Annotated in this window: 15 protein-coding genes; 13 read left to right on the top strand and 2 right to left on the bottom strand. The window is 62.4% G+C overall.

Annotation, left to right across the window (positions count from 1 at the left end):
* Positions 1-360: 360 nt before the first annotated feature.
* Both uca and atzF read right to left on the bottom strand, forming a co-directional pair.
* Positions 361-3,993: an urea carboxylase gene (gene uca, locus FDP08_RS08195; RefSeq protein ID WP_137435483.1), complete on the bottom strand. Its 3,633-nt coding sequence runs from the start codon at positions 3,991-3,993 to the stop codon at positions 361-363.
* Between the two features lie 14 nt (positions 3,994-4,007).
* Positions 4,008-5,852 (bottom strand): allophanate hydrolase, encoded by a 1,845-nt coding sequence (gene atzF, locus FDP08_RS08190; RefSeq protein ID WP_137435482.1) that lies wholly within the window; start codon positions 5,850-5,852, stop codon positions 4,008-4,010.
* 352 nt (positions 5,853-6,204) lie between these two features.
* Here atzF and urtA point away from each other — a divergent pair, with 352 nt between their 5' ends.
* The 13 genes from urtA (at position 6,205) to FDP08_RS08125 (ending at position 17,479) form a co-directional block, all read left to right on the top strand.
* Positions 6,205-7,512, top strand: coding sequence for an urea ABC transporter substrate-binding protein (urtA, locus tag FDP08_RS08185; RefSeq protein WP_137435481.1), 1,308 nt, complete (start codon positions 6,205-6,207; stop codon positions 7,510-7,512).
* Positions 7,513-7,609: 97 nt separating this feature from the next.
* Positions 7,610-9,208, top strand: a complete 1,599-nt coding sequence (gene urtB / locus FDP08_RS08180; protein WP_137435480.1) for an urea ABC transporter permease subunit UrtB — start codon at positions 7,610-7,612, stop codon at positions 9,206-9,208.
* Between the two features lie 3 nt (positions 9,209-9,211).
* Positions 9,212-10,351, top strand: coding sequence for an urea ABC transporter permease subunit UrtC (gene urtC / locus FDP08_RS08175; protein WP_137435479.1), 1,140 nt, complete (start codon positions 9,212-9,214; stop codon positions 10,349-10,351).
* Entirely contained in the window at positions 10,348-11,172 is an 825-nt protein-coding gene (urtD, locus tag FDP08_RS08170) for an urea ABC transporter ATP-binding protein UrtD (protein WP_137435478.1), read from the top strand. Before urtC ends, urtD begins: the two co-directional genes overlap by 4 nt.
* The gene (gene urtE, locus FDP08_RS08165; protein ID WP_137435477.1) at positions 11,172-11,870 is read left to right on the top strand and encodes an urea ABC transporter ATP-binding subunit UrtE; all 699 of its coding nucleotides are present in this window, start codon (positions 11,172-11,174) and stop codon (positions 11,868-11,870) included. Before urtD ends, urtE begins: the two co-directional genes overlap by 1 nt.
* Positions 11,867-12,763 carry an urease accessory protein UreD gene (locus FDP08_RS08160; RefSeq protein WP_137435476.1) on the top strand — a complete coding sequence of 299 codons (897 nt, stop codon included), beginning with the start codon at positions 11,867-11,869 and terminating at the stop codon, positions 12,761-12,763. Before urtE ends, FDP08_RS08160 begins: the two co-directional genes overlap by 4 nt.
* Before the next feature lie 75 nt (positions 12,764-12,838).
* Positions 12,839-13,141 (top strand): urease subunit gamma, encoded by a 303-nt coding sequence (ureA, locus tag FDP08_RS08155; RefSeq protein ID WP_070964506.1) that lies wholly within the window; start codon positions 12,839-12,841, stop codon positions 13,139-13,141.
* A 10-nt stretch (positions 13,142-13,151) separates the two neighbouring features.
* Positions 13,152-13,469, top strand: coding sequence for an urease subunit beta (locus FDP08_RS08150; RefSeq protein ID WP_137435475.1), 318 nt, complete (start codon positions 13,152-13,154; stop codon positions 13,467-13,469).
* 148 nt (positions 13,470-13,617) lie between these two features.
* Positions 13,618-15,321, top strand: coding sequence for an urease subunit alpha (gene ureC, locus FDP08_RS08145; RefSeq protein WP_137435474.1), 1,704 nt, complete (start codon positions 13,618-13,620; stop codon positions 15,319-15,321).
* A gap of 33 nt (positions 15,322-15,354) precedes the next feature.
* Complete coding sequence (gene ureE / locus FDP08_RS08140) at positions 15,355-15,903, top strand: urease accessory protein UreE (protein WP_137435473.1); 549 nt, start codon at positions 15,355-15,357, stop codon at positions 15,901-15,903.
* The gene (locus FDP08_RS08135; protein ID WP_137435472.1) at positions 15,887-16,588 is read left to right on the top strand and encodes an urease accessory protein UreF; all 702 of its coding nucleotides are present in this window, start codon (positions 15,887-15,889) and stop codon (positions 16,586-16,588) included. Before ureE ends, FDP08_RS08135 begins: the two co-directional genes overlap by 17 nt.
* Before the next feature lie 32 nt (positions 16,589-16,620).
* Entirely contained in the window at positions 16,621-17,259 is a 639-nt protein-coding gene (gene ureG, locus FDP08_RS08130) for an urease accessory protein UreG (protein WP_137435471.1), read from the top strand.
* Positions 17,260-17,299: 40 nt separating this feature from the next.
* On the top strand, positions 17,300-17,479 hold the full coding sequence (locus FDP08_RS08125) for a hypothetical protein (protein WP_137435470.1): 180 nt from the start codon (positions 17,300-17,302) through the stop codon (positions 17,477-17,479).
* Positions 17,480-17,487: the final 8 nt, after the last annotated feature.

Raw genomic sequence — 17,487 nt, 5'->3', positions numbered from 1 at the left:
CGGGGTGAGGGTTTCAAAAGACGTCGTGAACCCATCCATGGGGACTTGAGCGCAGCATCCTTGCTGCGCACACTTTTGAAACCCTCACCCCGCCATCCGTCCCCGACTCCCTTTGCATGCGAGTGTTCAGGCATCTCGCTTTTAGCGGGCCTTCAACGAACCGCCGCCATCTCTATTTTCAACGTTGCATGCACCAATCGTTGGCCAGTCGGTGGTGGAAGGGGTGTACCAGACTGTGCGCAGCAGGGACGCTGCGCTCAAGCCCCCATGGATGGGTTCACGGCGGGTCTGGTACACCCCTTCCACCATCGACCCACCACCCAACAAGCGGGCAGTGCAGTAAAGCGCCAAACTCCCAAGTCAGATCTTGATACTCAGTAGAGGCTCCCCGGGAGTAACGGCTTTACCGGGCTCAACGTGCATGGCGCTGATCTGACCGGCGAGCGTGGCATTTATCTCGAATTCCATTTTCATGGCCTCTACGATCACCAGCGGATCACCTTCTGCCACGGTATCGCCGGGTTTCACCAGGCACTTCCAGATATTCCCGGCAATCTCCGCACTCACCAGCTCCCCGAATCTCTCCAGGTCAGAGACATCCGCTTTCGGCAGTGCCTTGGCGAGTTTGTCGAGTTCTTCGGCTTCGCTGTCTTTCCAACGGGCCACCTCCTTCGCATAGGCCGCCTGCTGCAGTTCTCGGAATTCGGCAATGGAGTCGCCGTTGGCGTCCAGGAAGGCCTGGTGGGATTTGAGGTCGAAGGTTTCTTCCTCGATTTTCACGGTCAGCTGGCCGGCGCGGAACTGGTCTCGCATGTCGTCCAGTTCGGCTTCGGAAACCGGGTAGTAGCACACCTGGTCAAAGAACCGCAGCAGCCAGGGGGCGCCTTCGGCGAACTGGGGGTTTTTGAGGTATTTGTTCCAGATCGGCAGGGTGCGGCCGACGAGCTGGTAACCACCCGGGGAGTCCATGCCGTAGATGCACATGTACACACCGCCGATGCCGACGGTGCCTTCGGCGGTGTAGGTCCGGGCCGGGTTGTACTTGGAGGTGAGCATGCGGTGCCGTGGGTCCAGGGGCACGGCGCAGGGGGCGCCCAGGTAAACATCGCCGAGACCAAGCACGAGATAGCGGGCCGAGAACAGGATGTCGCGGACGGCCTCGCGGCTGGGCAGGCCGTTGATGCGTTGCATGAAGTCGACGTTGTTGGGCAGCCAGGGCGCGGTGTCGCGAACAGACTGGCGGTATTTGTCGACCGCCTCAAGTGTGGCGCTGTCCTCGAAAGCCATGGGCAGGTGAATCACCCGGCTGCGGACTTTCAGTTCGTCCGTGGGCGGCAGGGTGGCTTCCAGGTCCAGCAGGTATTCCATCAGTGCCTGCTGCGGCAGGATGCGGGCGTCGTATCTTAGCTGCAGGGACCGCACACCCGGGGACAGTTCCAGCAATCCCGCGGGCTGTACGTCAGCGATGGCTTCCATCAGGGCGTGTATGCGCAAGCGGACGCCCAGGTCCATCACGTTGGGGCCGTATTCCAGAAGGATGTACTGGTCACCGGCCTGGCGATAGGTGACTTCCGGGCGGCCGTCGGTTTCTTCCAGGTGGGCGAGGATCGTGGCGGAGAGCCCGTTCAGTGGTTTCAGGTCCGGTGCCTCCAGCTTCGGCAGCGGCGGTGCCATAAGGCTCTTGATGGCCAGTTCCTGACGTTTGGAGAGTTTCACGGCGGTATCGTTGTCGATGGCGACAAAACGGATCGTATCGCCGGGCTTTACCTGGCCTACTTTCCACAGCTCCGCCTTGGCGATGGTCACCGGGCACACAAAGCCGCCCAGGCTGGGGCCGTCTTTGGTCAGAATCACCGGCATGTCGCCGGTGAAGTTGATGGAGCCAATGGCGTATTCGCAGTCGTGGATGTTGGAGGGGTGCAGGCCCGCCTCGCCACCATCGGCGCGGGTGAACTCCGGCTTGGGTCCGTTCAGGCGTATGCCCAGGCGGTTGGAGTTGTAGTGCACTTCCCAGTCCTGCTCGAAGAACTTCTCGATGGACTTCTCGGTGAAGAAATCCGGGGCACCGTGGGGGCCATAAAGCACACCGATTTCCCAATGGTCGGGGTAGTCAGGAATCAGATCCGGGTCAGCGGGGACCGGGTCATGGGTGGGTGCCGTGGTGGTGCAGGCGGGCAGGGTCGTCTGGCTGATGCCCAGCATGTCGCCCGGTCGCAGGGGCCGGCCGCCGTGGCCGCCGAACTGGCCGAGGGCAAAGGTGGAGCGGCTGCCCAGGTACACCGGCACATCGAACCCGCCACGAATCGCCAGGTAGGTGCGACAACCCTTGATGGCCTTGCCCACCGCCAGAACCTGGCCGGCTTTTACGGTGATGGGTTTCCAGAACTCCACCGCCTTGTCGTCCAGGGTGGCTTCGGTCAGCGCACCGGTCAGGGCCACCACCGAGTCCTTGTGGAATTTCAGGCTGGGGCCGATCAGGGTTGCTTCCAGACCCGCCGCCTCAAAGTGGTTACCCACGATACGGTTGGCAATCCGGAAGGCGTAGTCGTCCATCGGTCCACTGGGGGGCACGCCAATGTTCCAGTAGCCCACGCGGCCGGGGTAATCCTGCACGGTGGTGTAGGTGCCGGGCTTGACCACTTCCGCCACGGAGGGTTTGAACTCGAAGCTCTCCAGCGCGCGGGTGGAGACAATGCCATCGGCAAAGCTCTGCTGGGCCACCACCTGGCGCAGGTAATCCAGGTTGGTGGCAATGCCCATCAGCCGAGTTTCTGCCAGGGCGGCTTTGAGCTTGGCCAGGGCATCGGCGCGGTCTTTGCCGTGCACGATCAGCTTGGCGATCATCGGGTCGTAGTGGGCGGACACCTGGCTTCCGTTTTCAACCCAGGTATCGATGCGCACGCCGTCTTCCGGCCAATGCACATCGGTCAGTTCACCGGGAGAGGGCTGGAAGTCCTTCAACGGATCTTCGGCATAGATGCGCACTTCCATGGAGGCGCCGTTCAGCTCCGACTCAAAACTGGCCAGGTTCGGGCTTTCGCCGGCGGCGATCTTCAGCATCCACTCGATCAGGTCCAGGCCGGTGACAGACTCGGTTACCGGGTGCTCAACCTGTAAGCGGGTATTCACTTCCAGGAAGTAGAACTCGTCCCGGTCGGCGTCGTAGATGTATTCCACGGTGCCGGCGGAGCGGTAATTCACCGACTGGCCGAGGGACACAGCCGCATCCAGCATCTTCTGGCGGGTGGCGGCCGGCAGGTTCGGGGCCGGGGTTTCCTCCACCACTTTCTGGTTGCGACGCTGCAGGGAACAGTCCCGTTCGCCCAGGGCGACGACATTGCCGTCGCCGTCGCCGAACATCTGCACTTCCACATGGCGGGCGCGGGCGATGAAGCGCTCCAGGAACACGCCGCTGTCGTTGAAGAAACTCTGGCCCTGGCGGCGAACGGTTTCAAAGGCGTCTCGCAGTTCGGCTTCGCTGTTGCAGCGGGTCAGGCCGATACCACCACCGCCGGCGGTACTTTTTAGCATCACCGGGTAGCCCAGCCGCTCAGCCACGGTTACCGCTTCGTCCAGGGTATCCAGCAGGCCGCTGCCCGGGGCCAGGGGCACGCCAGCGGCTTCCGCCAGCTCCCGGGCCCGGTGCTTCAGGCCGAATTCGCGCATCTGCTCCGGCGTGGGGCCGATGAAGGCAATGCCATCGGCCTCGCAGGCGTCCGCAAAGTCAGCATTTTCGGAGAGGAAACCATACCCTGGAATAATGGCCTCGGCGCCGGTGTGTTTCGCCGCAGCGAGTATCTGGGCCTTGTCGAGATAGGTTTCGCTGGCACTGTTGCCGGTCAGGGCCACGGATTCATCGGCCAGGGTGACGTGCAGGCTGTGGCGGTCCTGATGGGAATAAACGGCGACACTGCCAACGCCCATGGCCTTGAGAGTGCGAATGGTGCGGACCGCGATTTCGCCTCGGTTGGCAATCAGTACTTTACTGAACATGATGGCCGTTCTCCTTATGCCGTGCCGGATTTGCCAGATCTGAGAGAAGTAATGTATGCGCGCCAGCCGCCGAATTCGGTGACATCCCGGGCGCCGTCGAAGCCGTAGCCTTCGCAGATAAAGCCGTTTACCCAACGGCCATCCGCCAGTTCCACATTGCCGATGCCCAATGGCGCCGGGATCAGGTCCACGAAGGAACCGAAGGCCGAGGCCGGCATTTCCCAGACTTCCACGACGATTTGTTCACCTTCGCCCGCTGCCACCCGCTTCAAACCGGGCTTGGGCGGGGTGGTGTTGGGCAGGGCGTAGAGCCGGTAGTTGGCAGACGTGGTGGTCTGCTCCAGCAGGGCGGAATAACGTTCGGTCAGCTGGGTGTTCAGGGGCATGCCGCTGAGATGGGCGCCTACTACAGCCACCTGCACAGTGGGAGTGGAAGTCGCCGCCCCGGGTGTTTCTTCCGGCCGGGGCTTGTCGGTGGCGCCCAGTGGGGTGGGGTTGGCATTCAGCCACTGGCAGGCCAGATGTTGCAGCTCGTTATCTTTCCAGGCGCCGCTGATCAACGTAACGCCGAAGGGCAGGCCGTCGTCCCGGAAGCCGGCGGGAATGGCCAGGGCGCTCATATCCGCCAGGTTCACAAAATTGGTGTAGGTGCCCAGTTGGCTATTCAGCGTAACCGGGTCGTTGTTGACCGCTTCAATCGTCGGTGCCGTGGGTGCGGTAGGCACCAGCAGGGCATCTACATCGGCCAGCAGCTCATCAATCTGGCGCAGCAGTTCTTCCTTGCGGTACTGGGCCCCGAAGGTATCGGTGGCGGTAAACTTGCCGGCGTTGGCGATGATGCTTCTCACCACCGGGTTCATGTCGTCGCCATGGCTGGCCATGAAGTCTTCCACCGCGGCATGGCGCTCTGCCACCCAGGGGCCTTCATAGAGCAGGGCAGCCAGTTCCTGCATGGGCCTGAAGTCCAGAGGCACCAGCTCTACATTCTGCTGGCGCCACTGGCTGATGGCGGTATTCCAGGCAGCTTCTGCTTGCTGATCGCCAAACCATTGCGGGTGCTCCGGAATGCCCAGGCGTTTGAGCGGGCCAGGGCGACGAATGGCCGGGCCGTCCAGGGGCAGGGCATAGGGCGCTTTGCGGGAGAACGCATCGTCGGCATCAAACCCGGCCATGGCATCGGCCACCACCCCGGCGTCGTTCACCGTCAGGGCAAAAACCGACACACAATCCAGGGAGCGGCAGGCGGGCACCACTCCGTAGATGCTGAACAGTCCTTTCGTCGGCTTCAGCCCCACCAGGTTGTTCAGCCCGGCAGGTACCCGGCCGGAGCCTGCGGTATCGGTACCCAGTGCAAAGGGCACCAGGCCGCGGGCCACCACCGACGCGGAACCAGAGCTGGAACCGCCGCTCACCACCTCCGGCCTGAAGCTGTTTGGTACCGCACCGTAAGGCGAACGCGTGCCCACCAGCCCGGTGGCGAACTGGTCCAGGTTGGTTTTACCGATCAGCACCGCACCGGCGGCCTTCAGCCGGGCAATGGTGTTGGCATCCTGCTTTGGTTGATAGGCGTAGGCCGGGCAGCCGGCCGTGGTGTCGAACCCGGTGGCGTCGATGTTGTCCTTCGCGGCGAACGGAACGCCGTACAGCGGCAGGCGGCTGATATCACCGCCCACCTTATTAAGGGTGCCCGCCAGATCGAACAGGGCCGCCTGCAACTGCGTGCTCCCTGACAGTGCAATCCAGGCGTTGTCGGTTGTATCCAGGCTGGCGACCAGCTCGCCAATAAGCTCCGCGGGCTTGGCGCCCGACTGATAGGCCTTCCGCCAGTCTTCAATGGTCCATCCGAGTGGTGCAGGCATGGTTCGTCCTCATGTGCGTTGTCATCTTGTATACATGAGCAATGGCAATGCCTGTGCCATTCGGAAGAGATTTAAAAATAATCAATAAAAACAGCGGCATGTTCGGCTGTGACGGTAATAGGGGCATTTTGAGGGTGCACTGTTGATGGGCGGGTGCACCAGAAAAAGGCCTGGAAACGAGAGATTTACGGGTTGTGGAGTGTCTGAGGCGTGGTAATCGTTAGCTTGTATACTAGATAAGCGACTGTTTTGTATATGGTTTAATAAAAGCTGGAACGCCGGATGCAGTGGGAGGGGTGCGTTTACTCAAAGCGAATGGTACGAACCAACCCGTAAAACAAGGACGCATAACATGACGATTAAAAAACACGTGAAACTTGGCCTCTCAGCGCTGGCCCTCTCTGTCTCCCTTAACGCAATGGCCGCCGAAGACCCGATCAAGGTCGGTATCCTGCACTCCCTCTCCGGCACCATGGCCATCAGTGAAACGGTCCTGAAAGACACCGTTGAAATGCTCATTGAAAAGCAGAACGCCGAAGGCGGTGTGCTCGGCCGCCAACTGGAAGCCGTAGTGGTAGACCCGGCCTCTGACTGGCCGCTGTTTGCGGAAAAAGCCCGCGAACTGCTGGCCCAGGAAAAGGTTGACGTTATCTTCGGCAACTGGACCTCGGTGTCCCGCAAATCCGTACTCCCGGTAGTGGAAGAACTCAACGGCCTGCTGTTCTACCCGGTTCAGTACGAAGGTGAAGAGTCTTCCGAGAACGTCTTCTACACCGGCGCCGCCCCCAACCAGCAGGCGATTCCTGCGGTGAACTACCTGATGAACGAAATCGGCGTGGAACGCTGGGTACTGGCGGGCACCGATTACGTCTACCCGCGCACCACCAACAAGATCCTTGAGACCTACCTGATGGACATGGGCGTGGCCAAGGAAGACATCATGATCAACTACACGCCTTTCGGGCATTCCGACTGGCAGAACATTGTGTCTGACATCAAGCGCTTCGGTTCCGCTGGCAAGAAGACGGCTGTGGTGTCCACCATCAACGGTGACGCCAACGTGCCTTTCTACCGTGAGCTGGGCAACCAGGGCATTGCTGCTTCCGACATCCCGGTGGTGGCTTTCTCCGTGGGTGAGCAGGAACTCTCCGGTATCGACACCGGCCCGCTGGTCGGCCACCTGGCTGCCTGGAACTACTTCATGAGCGTGGACAGCGACGCCAACTACGACTTCATCGACCAGTGGATCGAACACACCGGCAACGACGAAGCCGTCACCAACGACCCGATGGAAGCGCACTACATCGGCTTCAACATGTACATCGAGGCCGTCAAGAAAGCCGGCACCACCGACGTGGACGCGGTGAAAGACGCCATCATCGGCGTAAGCGTACCCAACCTCACGGGTGGCTACGCGGCCATGATGCCCAACCACCACATCACCAAGCCGGTGCTGATTGGCGAGATCCAGGACAACGGCCAGTTCTCCGTAGTGTGGGAAACCCCGTCCACCGTCGCTGGCGATGCCTGGTCTGATTACCTGCCCGGTTCGCGGGACCTGATTGCCGACTGGCGCAAGCCGATGTTCTGCGGAACCTTCAACACCAAAACCGGCAGTTGCGGTGCCTCCGCCGGCGAAATGGCGGCTGCTGACGAATAAGGCATAGCCACCAGCAAAGCACCAAAGGCAACCGGGGGTAGCGACACCGCCCCCGGTTGCCACCCCGCAACCCGCTTTCAACAGACAGGACACACTCATGGGCATCCTTCGATCGCTCACATTGCTGCTTATTGCCCTGGCTTCGGTGTTATCACTTCCTGCAACGGCACAGGAAGAGGACCCGGGAGAGCAACTGCTGTTCAACCTCGCAGAAGCACCGGCCAGCAAAGTGGAAGAAGCGATTAACGCCATCGTCAGCAGCGGTGATGAAAGAGCCAGGGACTGGATTGAAGCCTACGGCAACAACCGCCTGAGCCGGATAAAAGACACCGGCCAGGTTGTGCTGGTTCTGAACAACCGGGGCCGGGACTGGGAAATCGCCAACCCGCTGACCGGAGAGAACATGGGCGACATGTCCCGCCGCGAGCTGGACAGAGTGGCCATCAACAACCGAATTCGTGGCCAGCTTGAAGGCATACTCGCCATGCTGGACCTGAACGCCGCAGACCCGGACGTGCGTGAAGCCTCCGCACAGGACATGATGGGTAAAGTGGACGCCTCGCTGGTTGCGCCGCTGGAAGCGCGGCTGGAACAGGAAGACAGCGCCAGGGTGCGCAACCGCATTGAAGAAGCCCTGGCCATTTACCGGGTGGGTGAGGGCGACCTGGAGGCCATCGACGTACTGGCCGGCAGCCTGCACCCCCGCGCCCGTGCCGCCCTGAACGAAGCCGTCCGGGGCGATAACCCTGCGCTCGCCACCAAGGCCAAACAGGCGCTGGGCACCATCGAACAGAAACTCAAACTGAACCGCGCCGCCGAGACCCTGTATTTCGGGCTCTCCCTCGGCTCGGTTCTGGTCCTCGCCGCCATCGGCCTGGCCATCACCTTCGGCGTGATGGGCGTGATCAACATGGCCCACGGCGAACTGATCATGCTGGGTGCCTACACCACCTGGGGCATGCAGCAACTCTTCCCCGGCCAGCCCGGCTTGGCATTGATTCTTTCCATTCCCGCCGGTTTCATGGTGGCCGCCACCGCCGGCATCATCATTGAACGCAGCGTGATCCAGTACCTCAAGGGCCGCCCGCTGGAAACCCTGCTGGCCACCTTCGGCATCAGCCTGATCCTGCAGCAGCTGGTGCGTACCGTGATCTCCCCCCAGAACCGCACCGTGGTCACACCGGAGTGGATGAGCGGCTCGCTGGTGATCAACGACGCACTCTCCCTCACGCTCAACCGCCTGTACGTACTGGCGTTTGCGCTTGTGGTTTTCGCCACACTGATGCTGATCATGCGCAAGACCCGCCTGGGCCTGGAGGTGCGTGCCGTCACCCAGAACCGCAACATGGCCCGCTCCATGGGCATCCGCGCCACCCGGGTAGACATCATGACCTTTGCCCTGGGCTCCGGCGTTGCCGGCCTGGCCGGTGTGGCGCTTTCCCAGCTCACCAACGTGGGCCCCAACCTGGGCCAGAACTACATCATCGACTCCTTCATGGTGGTGGTGTTCGGTGGCGTGGGCAATCTGTGGGGCACCCTCATTGCCGGGCTCTCCCTGGGCACCATCAACCAGCTGCTTGAACCCTGGGCCGGTGCCGTACTCGCGAAAATCATCGTGCTGGTGTTCATCATTCTTTTCATACAGAAACGGCCAAAGGGGCTCTTCCCCCAGAAAGGCCGTGCGGCGGAGGGCTGAGTTATGGCGGTATCACAGAACTGGCTGCTCCGGCCTTTTCAGGAGCGTTCCACGCAGATATTCCTGGGTGTTCTTTTCTCGGCCCTGGTGGTGGTGACCCTCCTTCACCTGTTCATGCCGCAGGACAGCGCCCTGCACGTAAGTGCCTACACCGTCACCCTGCTGGGCAAATACCTGTGCTACGCGCTGCTGGCGGTCGCGGTGGACCTGGTGTGGGGTTACCTCGGTATCCTCAGCCTGGGCCACGGCGCCTTCTTTGCGCTCGGCGGCTATGCCATGGGCATGTACCTGATGCGACAGATCGGCGACCGCGGTACCTACGGCGACCCGATACTGCCGGACTTCATGGTGTTCCTGAACTGGGACGAACTGCCCTGGTACTGGCTGGGCTTCGACATGGCCTGGTTTGCGTTCATCATGGTGCTGCTGGCACCGGGCATACTGGCGCTGGTGTTTGGCTTCCTGGCCTTCCGCTCGCGGGTGACCGGGGTGTACCTCTCCATCATCACCCAGGCGCTGACCTTTGCGCTGATGCTGGCCTTCTTCCGCAATGAAATGGGCTTTGGCGGCAACAACGGCCTGACCGACTTCCGCGACATCCTCGGCTTCAACCTGCGTACCGACGCCACCCGGCTGGGGCTGTTCATCGCCACCGGCATCGCGCTGGCCGTCGGCTACGTGATCTGCCGCGCCATTGTGACCAGCAAACTGGGCCGGGTGAGCATCGCCTGCCGCGACGCCGAGGCCCGCACCCGCTTCCTGGGTTACCGGGTGGAACGGGTGCAGCTGTTCGTGTTCGTGGTGTCCGCCATGCTGGCGGGTGTGGCCGGGGCGCTGTACGTGCCGCAGGTAGGCATCATCAACCCCAGCGAATTCTCGCCGCTGTTCTCTATTGAAATCGTGGTGTGGGTCGCCCTGGGCGGCCGCGCAACCCTCTACGGCGCAGTGATCGGCGCCATCCTGGTGAACTACGCCAAAACCGTATTCACCGGCGTAATGCCGGATGCCTGGCTGTTCGCCCTTGGCGGCCTGTTTGTGCTGGTGACCGTGTTCCTGCCCAAGGGCATCGCCGGCTTGCTGTTCCGTAAAAAGAAAGCCGATGACACCAGCAATACACCCGCCGCGCAGGAGGCCACCGCATGAGCATTTTTCAGGAGCTGAGTGACCGGGAACACGTGTTCGAGTTTCTCACCCAGGTGCAGTCGCCGGTGGACGTGCGCCACGGCCCGATCCTGTACCTGGACGACGTGAACGTGAGCTTCGACGGTTTCAGGGCCATCAACAACCTCAACCTCACCATCGACGACGGCGAGCTGCGCTGCATCATCGGCCCCAACGGCGCGGGCAAGACCACCATGATGGACATCATCACCGGCAAGACCCGCCCGGACAGCGGCTCGGTGTGGTTCGGCAGCCGCCACAACCTGCTCACCATGAACGAGCCGGACATCGCCTCCCTCGGCATCGGCCGCAAGTTCCAGAAGCCCACGGTGTTCGAAGCCCTCACCGTGTTCGAAAACCTGGAACTGGCCATGGCGGCGGACAAGCGCGTGCTCCCCACGCTCACCGCGATCATGAAACCGCAATTCCGGGAGCGTATCGGCGAAGTGCTGGAAATGATCGGCCTCAAGGACCTGCGTGACGCCCTGGCCGGCATCCTCTCCCACGGCCAGAAGCAGTGGCTGGAAATCGGCATGCTGCTGATGCAGAAGCCGCGCCTGCTGCTGGTGGACGAACCCGTGGCCGGCATGACCGAACAGGAAATGGAACGCACCGCCGAACTGCTCACCAGCCTGGCCGGCAAACAGTCTGTGGTGGTGGTGGAGCACGACATGGGCTTCGTGCGCTCCATCGCCCGCAAAGTCACCGTGCTGCACCAGGGCAGCGTGCTGGCCGAAGGCACCATGGACCAGGTCTCCAACGACCCGGAAGTGATCAAGGTGTATCTCGGGGAGGAGGCGTAATGCTGAAGATCGAAAAACTCAACCAGTTCTACGGCGAAAGCCACACCCTCTGGGATCTCGACCTCGACGTGCCCCAGGGCCAGTGCACCTGCGTGATGGGCCGTAACGGCGTGGGCAAGACCACCCTGATGAAATGCATCATGGGCGAGGAAACCGTGAAAAGCGGCTCCATCCTGTTCGCCCAGGACGTGGAGCTCACCCGGAAGAAAATCGAAGACCGCTCCCGCCTCGGCATCGGCTATGTGCCCCAGGGCCGGCAGATCTTCCCGCTGCTGACCGTGGAAGAAAACCTGCGCACCGGCCTCGCCGTGCGCAAGGACGGCAGCAAGAAAATCCCCGAGCGAGTGTATGAGTTGTTTCCGGTGCTGAAAGAAATGAAACACCGCCGCGGCGGCGACCTCTCCGGCGGCCAGCAACAGCAGCTGGCCATTGGCCGGGCGCTGGTCATCGAACCGCGCCTGCTGATCCTGGACGAGCCCGGCGAGGGCATTCAGCCCAATATCGTGGCCCAGATTGGCGAGGTTATTCGCAAGCTGATCGAGGAAGACGGCCTGACCGTGTTGCTGGTGGAGCAAAAGCTCCCCTTCGCCCGCAAGTACGCCGACCGCTTCGCCATCATCGACCGGGGTCGCCGGGTGGCAGAAGACGAGATCGCCGGCCTGACCGATGAACTCATCAAGAAGCACCTGACTGTATGACTGCCTACCAGCCCATCGCCGACCACGCCTCTGGCCACCGTTTCGACCGGGAACGGCGCTGGGCAGCGGCCCTGGACCTGGGGTTTGAAAGCCGGGTGGAGAACCAGGCCAGTCCGGTTACCCGGCTGGTACGCCGCCGGCACATCGGCCCGTTGCGGGTCCAGCGCCCGTTCTACCCGGAAGGCAAAACCGGCTGCTGCCACGTGTACCTGCTGCACCCACCGGGCGGGCTGGTCAGCGGCGATGCCCTGAGCATCCAGGCCCGGGTCGGTGAGGGTGCCCACACCCTGCTAACCACCCCGGCCGCCGCCAAACTCTACAAGGCCGACAGCCACGGCGTCGCCTGGGCCCAGCACACTCATTTGAGCGTGGAGAAGGGCGGCATCCTCGAATACCTGCCCCAGGAAACCCTCGCCTTCGACGGCTCCCGGGGTGAACAAAGCACCACCATCGAACTGGCCACCGGCGCCAGATGCATCGGCTGGGAAATCCTCGCCCTCGGCCGCCCGGCCAGCCAGCTGCCGTTCGTCTCCGGCCACCTGGAACAGAAATTCCGCCTGCTGATGGACGGCCGCCCCCTGTGGCTGGAACGCCAGCCCATGGACCCGAACCACCCCAGGTTCAAAGGCCACTGGGGCCAGGGCGGCGCTACCGTGCAGGCCACCCTGTGGGTGGTCGGCCTGGACGACGAAGCCGCCGCCATCGAAGCACTCAGAGAAACCCTGCCCGCCAGCCACCGCTGGGCGGTCACCCGCCGCCGGGGCGTGGTGTTGCTGCGCTACCTGGGGCAGGAAAGAAACGAAGCCTGGGCGCTGTGCCAGCAAGCCTGGGAACTGCTCAGACCAAGACTCACCGGCCAGCCAGCCAGCGTGCCAAGAATCTGGCTGACCTGAACACAATGGCAGGTCGGATTAGCCCAGCGTAATCCGACAACAAAAACTCCCGACGATTACCAGGAGAGCAAGGAAATGGAATTAACGCCCAGAGACAAAGACAAACTGCTGCTGTTTACCGCAGCCCTGCTGGCGGAACGCCGCAAAGCCAAGGGTTTGAAACTTAACTACCCCGAAGCCGTCGCCCTCATCAGCGCTGAAATCATGGAAGGCGCCAGGGAAGGCCGCACGGTGGCCGAGCTCATGACTGCCGGCACCGAAATCCTCACCCGCGACGACGTGATGGACGGCATCGCCGAAATGGTCGACGAAGTGCAGGTGGAAGCCACCTTCCCGGACGGCACCAAACTCGTCACCGTCCACAACCCGATCGTGTAAGGAGCGCGCCATGATCCCTGGTGAATACGACCTGAAAGACGGCGACATCGAACTCTGCGAAGGCCGCGAACGCATCCAGATAGACGTGGCCAACACCGGCGACCGCCCGGTCCAGATCGGCTCCCACTACCACTTCGCCGAAGCCAACCCGGCGCTGGATTTCGACCGCGCCAAAGCCAGGGGCTATCGCCTGGACGTCGCCGCCGGCACCGCCATCCGCTTCGAACCCGGCCAAAGCCGCGAAGTCACATTGATTCCGTTTACCGGCGGGAGGGAAATCTACGGCTTCCGAGCTGAAGTCATGGGCAAATTGGACTCCACGAATTAAGTCTGAGGAGTGGGTGGGATGAGCTTTCCAAAACTGTGCGGAGCCATGGATGGCGGAGCTCAAGCGCCACAGGGATGTGCCGCAAGGAGCGTGTTTTGGAAAGCTCATCCCACCCGCTCCTGGCACCCAAGTTAAAACGAGGGATACGATGAAGATAACAAGGCAAGCCTACGCCGACATGTACGGCCCAACCACCGGCGACCGAGTCAGACTCGGCGACACCGACCTGTGGATTGAAGTGGAAAGCGACACCGCCCACTACGGCGACGAAGTAAAATTCGGCGGCGGCAAAGTCATCCGCGACGGCATGGGCCAGAGCCAGCGCGCCGATGATTCCGTGATGGACACCGTCATCACCAACGCCCTGATCCTCGACTGGTGGGGCATCGTCAAAGCCGACGTCGGCATCCAGAAAGGCCGCATCGCCGCCATCGGCAAAGCCGGCAACCCCGATACCCAGCCCGACGTCACCATCGTCATCGGCCCCGGCACCGAAATCATCGCCGGTGAAGGCAAAATCCTCACCGCCGGCGGCATCGACGCCCATATCCACTTCGTCTGCCCCCAGCAGATCGAAGAAGCCCTGATGAGCGGCATCACCACCATGCTCGGCGGCGGCACCGGCCCGGCCACCGGCACCAACGCCACCACCTGCACCCCGGGCCCCTGGCACATCGGCAAAATGCTCCAGGCCGTGGACGCCATGCCCATGAACATCGGCTTCCTCGGCAAAGGCAACGCCAGCCTGCCGGAATCCCTGGAACTGCAGATCCAGGCCGGCGCCATGGGCCTGAAACTCCATGAAGACTGGGGCACCACCCCGGCCTCCATCGACAACTGCCTCACCGTGGCCGACAAATACGATGTGCAGGTGGCCATCCACACCGACACCCTGAACGAATCCGGGTTCGTGGAAGACACCCTGGCTGCGTTCAAAGAACGCTGCATCCACACCTACCACACCGAAGGCGCCGGCGGCGGCCACGCACCGGACATCATTACCGCCTGCTCCAAACCCTACGTGCTGCCGTCCTCCACCAACCCGACGCGGCCCTACACCGTGAACACCATCGACGAACACCTGGACATGCTGATGGTGTGCCACCACCTGGACCCGAACATCCCGGAAGACGTCGCCTTCGCGGATTCGCGCATCCGCCGGGAGACCATCGCCGCCGAGGACATCCTCCACGACCTGGGCGTGATCTCCATGATCGCCTCCGATTCCCAGGCCATGGGCCGGGTAGGGGAAGTGGTATGCCGCACCTGGCAGACCGCCCACAAGATGAAACAGCAGCGCGGCCTGCTGCCGGAAGACGAAGCCCTGGGCGCCGACAACCTGCGCGCCAAACGCTACATCGCCAAGTACACCATCAACCCCGCCATCACCCACGGCATCGCGCACGAAGTGGGTTCGGTGGAAGTGGGCAAGCTGGCGGACCTGGTGCTGTGGAGCCCGGCCTTCTTCGGCGTGAAGCCGGCCACCATCCTCAAGGGCGGCATGATTGCCGCCGCCCCCATGGGCGATCCCAACGCTTCCATCCCCACGCCCCAGCCGGTGCACTACCGCCCCATGTTCGGCGCCTTCGGCAAGGCCGCCAGTGCCACCCGCCTGAGCTTTGTCAGCCAGGCTGCCATTGACGCCGGCATTGGCAAGGAGCTGGGGCTGGACAGCCCGCTGTCCGCCTGCAAGGGCGTGCGCACCGTGCGTAAGAGCGACATGAAACTGAACGACGCCTGCCCGCACATCACCGTAGACCCGCAAACCTACGAAGTGCACGCCGACGGCGAACTGCTTACCTGCGAGCCGGCCACCGAACTGCCGCTGGCCCAGCGTTATCACCTTTTTTAAAAAGACAGCTCATAGCTGTTCCAGGAGACCGACATGCTTGAACTTACCCAACGGGTCGGACCGGTCGAGACCGCAGAAATCCACGACCACCTCACACTGCCGTTCGAGCTGCGCATGCGCGGCCGCCTGCGCGCCAAAACCGACACCGGTTACGACGTCGGCCTGTTCCTCGATCGTGGCCCGGTGCTGCGCGACGGCGCGTTTCTACAGGCGGAAAGTGGCGAGATCATCCGCATCCGCGCCGCCGATGAGCCGGTAGTAACCGCTCACATCGAGCCGGGCCTGGCCATGGCGCGGCTGTGCTACCACCTGGGCAACCGGCATGTGGCTCTGCAGATTGGCTCCAGCGGCGCGATTGGCAGTGACGAGGGCAGGGAAGACGGCCCTGTGGATGGTAAAACGGGCTGGGTCCGCTTTCCGCCGGACCACGTGCTGGAAGAGCTGGCCGAACGCCTGGGCGCAACCCTGGAACACCACCGCGCACCCTTCGATCCGGAACCGGGTGCCTACGCCCAGGCGGGCAATGGGCATTCCCACGGACACTCACACAGCCACGGGCACAGCCATGACCACTCCCACTGACAGCAGCCAGACCCCGGTGGGCGATCTCGCCCTGCTTGGCCTGCTGCAACTGGTCAGCCCCGCGCTGCCCATCGGCGCCTTTGCCTGGTCCCAGGGCCTGGAAAGCGCCTTTGAACTGGGCTGGGTGAATAACGAGAACGAGCTGGGGGATTGGCTGGAAGGCGTGCTGGAAGACGGCCTGACCAACTGCGAACTGCCGTTGCTGATCCGGGTTCAGGAGGCCTGGGCGAACGGCGATGGCCAAACCTTGGCCCAGTGGAACGACTGGCTGCATGCCACCCGGGAAACCGCCGAACTGACGGATGAGGACCTCCGTCTCGGCGCAGCCCTGGTGCGCCTGCTCGGCAGCCTGGAGCTGTTGCCGGAGGAAGGCCTGCTGCCGCAAGACCCCGGCTACGTCACCCTGTTCGCCTGGGCCGCCCACATGCGCCGCGTACCCGCACGGCAGACCCTGCTCGGCTTCGCCTGGGCCTGGCTGGAAAACCAGCTCGCGGTTGCCTGCAAGGCCATGCCCCTGGGCCACACAGCCGCCCAGCGCCTGACCGAACGGCTGCGCCCGCAACTGGTGATGGCCGTGGATAACGCTTTGGAGAAAGAAGACCACGAACTCGGCCCGGTCCTGCCGGGCCTGGCGCTCGGCAGCGCCCTGCACGAAACCCAGTATTCACGGCTTTTCAGAAGCTGAACCAACAAAGAACAGGAACAGGAGAACGCACCATGAAACATTGCCTGAGAGTAGGCGTCGGCGGCCCGGTCGGCTCCGGCAAAACCGCCCTGCTGCGCCAGCTGTGCAAGGCCCTGAAAGATCACTACGACATCGCCGTGGTCACCAACGACATCTACACAAGAGAGGACGCCGACTTCCTGCTCAAACACGACGCCCTGCCAGCGGACCGCATCCTCGGCGTGGAAACCGGCGGCTGCCCGCACACCGCCATCCGTGAGGACGCCTCCATGAACCTGGCCGCCATCGACGACCTGCAGAGCCGCCACCCGAACCTGGAACTGGTGCTGGTGGAATCCGGCGGCGACAACCTTTCGGCAACCTTCAGCCCGGAACTGAGCGACCTCACTCTGTACGTGATCGACGTCTCCGCCGGCGACAAGATCCCCCGCAAGGGCGGCCCCGGCATCACCAAATCCGACCTGCTGATCATCAACAAGATCGACATCGCCGAGCAGGTGCATGCGTCCCTTGATGTGATGGACCGGGATTCGAAGAAGATGCGCGGTGAGCGGCCCTTCGTGTTCACTAACCTGTACGACGGGGTAGGGCTGGAAACCATCATCAGCTTCATTCTGGAGCGGGGCATGCTGCCGGAGCGCAGGCCCGAAAAAGTGGCGGCGACTGCCTGATTAAACAGTTTTGGTTTTAACCGTTAACGGAGAAACAGATATGAAAAGATTCCAAAAGATCAGTGCCAGTGTGGGATTGCTAGTGGCCTCAACAAGCGTGATTGCGCATTCGGGGCATGAAGCTATTGGTGATGTGCTGCACGTTGAGTATTTGTTTGCGGCTGGGATTGTTGGTGCGATTGCGCTGATGGCCTGGAAAAAAGTTAATGAGCGTCGCTAAGGGTTCAG

Source organism: Marinobacter panjinensis (assembly GCF_005298175.1).
Classification (GTDB): Bacteria; Pseudomonadota; Gammaproteobacteria; order Pseudomonadales; family Oleiphilaceae; genus Marinobacter; species Marinobacter panjinensis.
The sequence above is the reverse complement of the archived record's forward strand: the minus strand, read 5'-3'. Positions and strand labels throughout refer to the sequence as shown.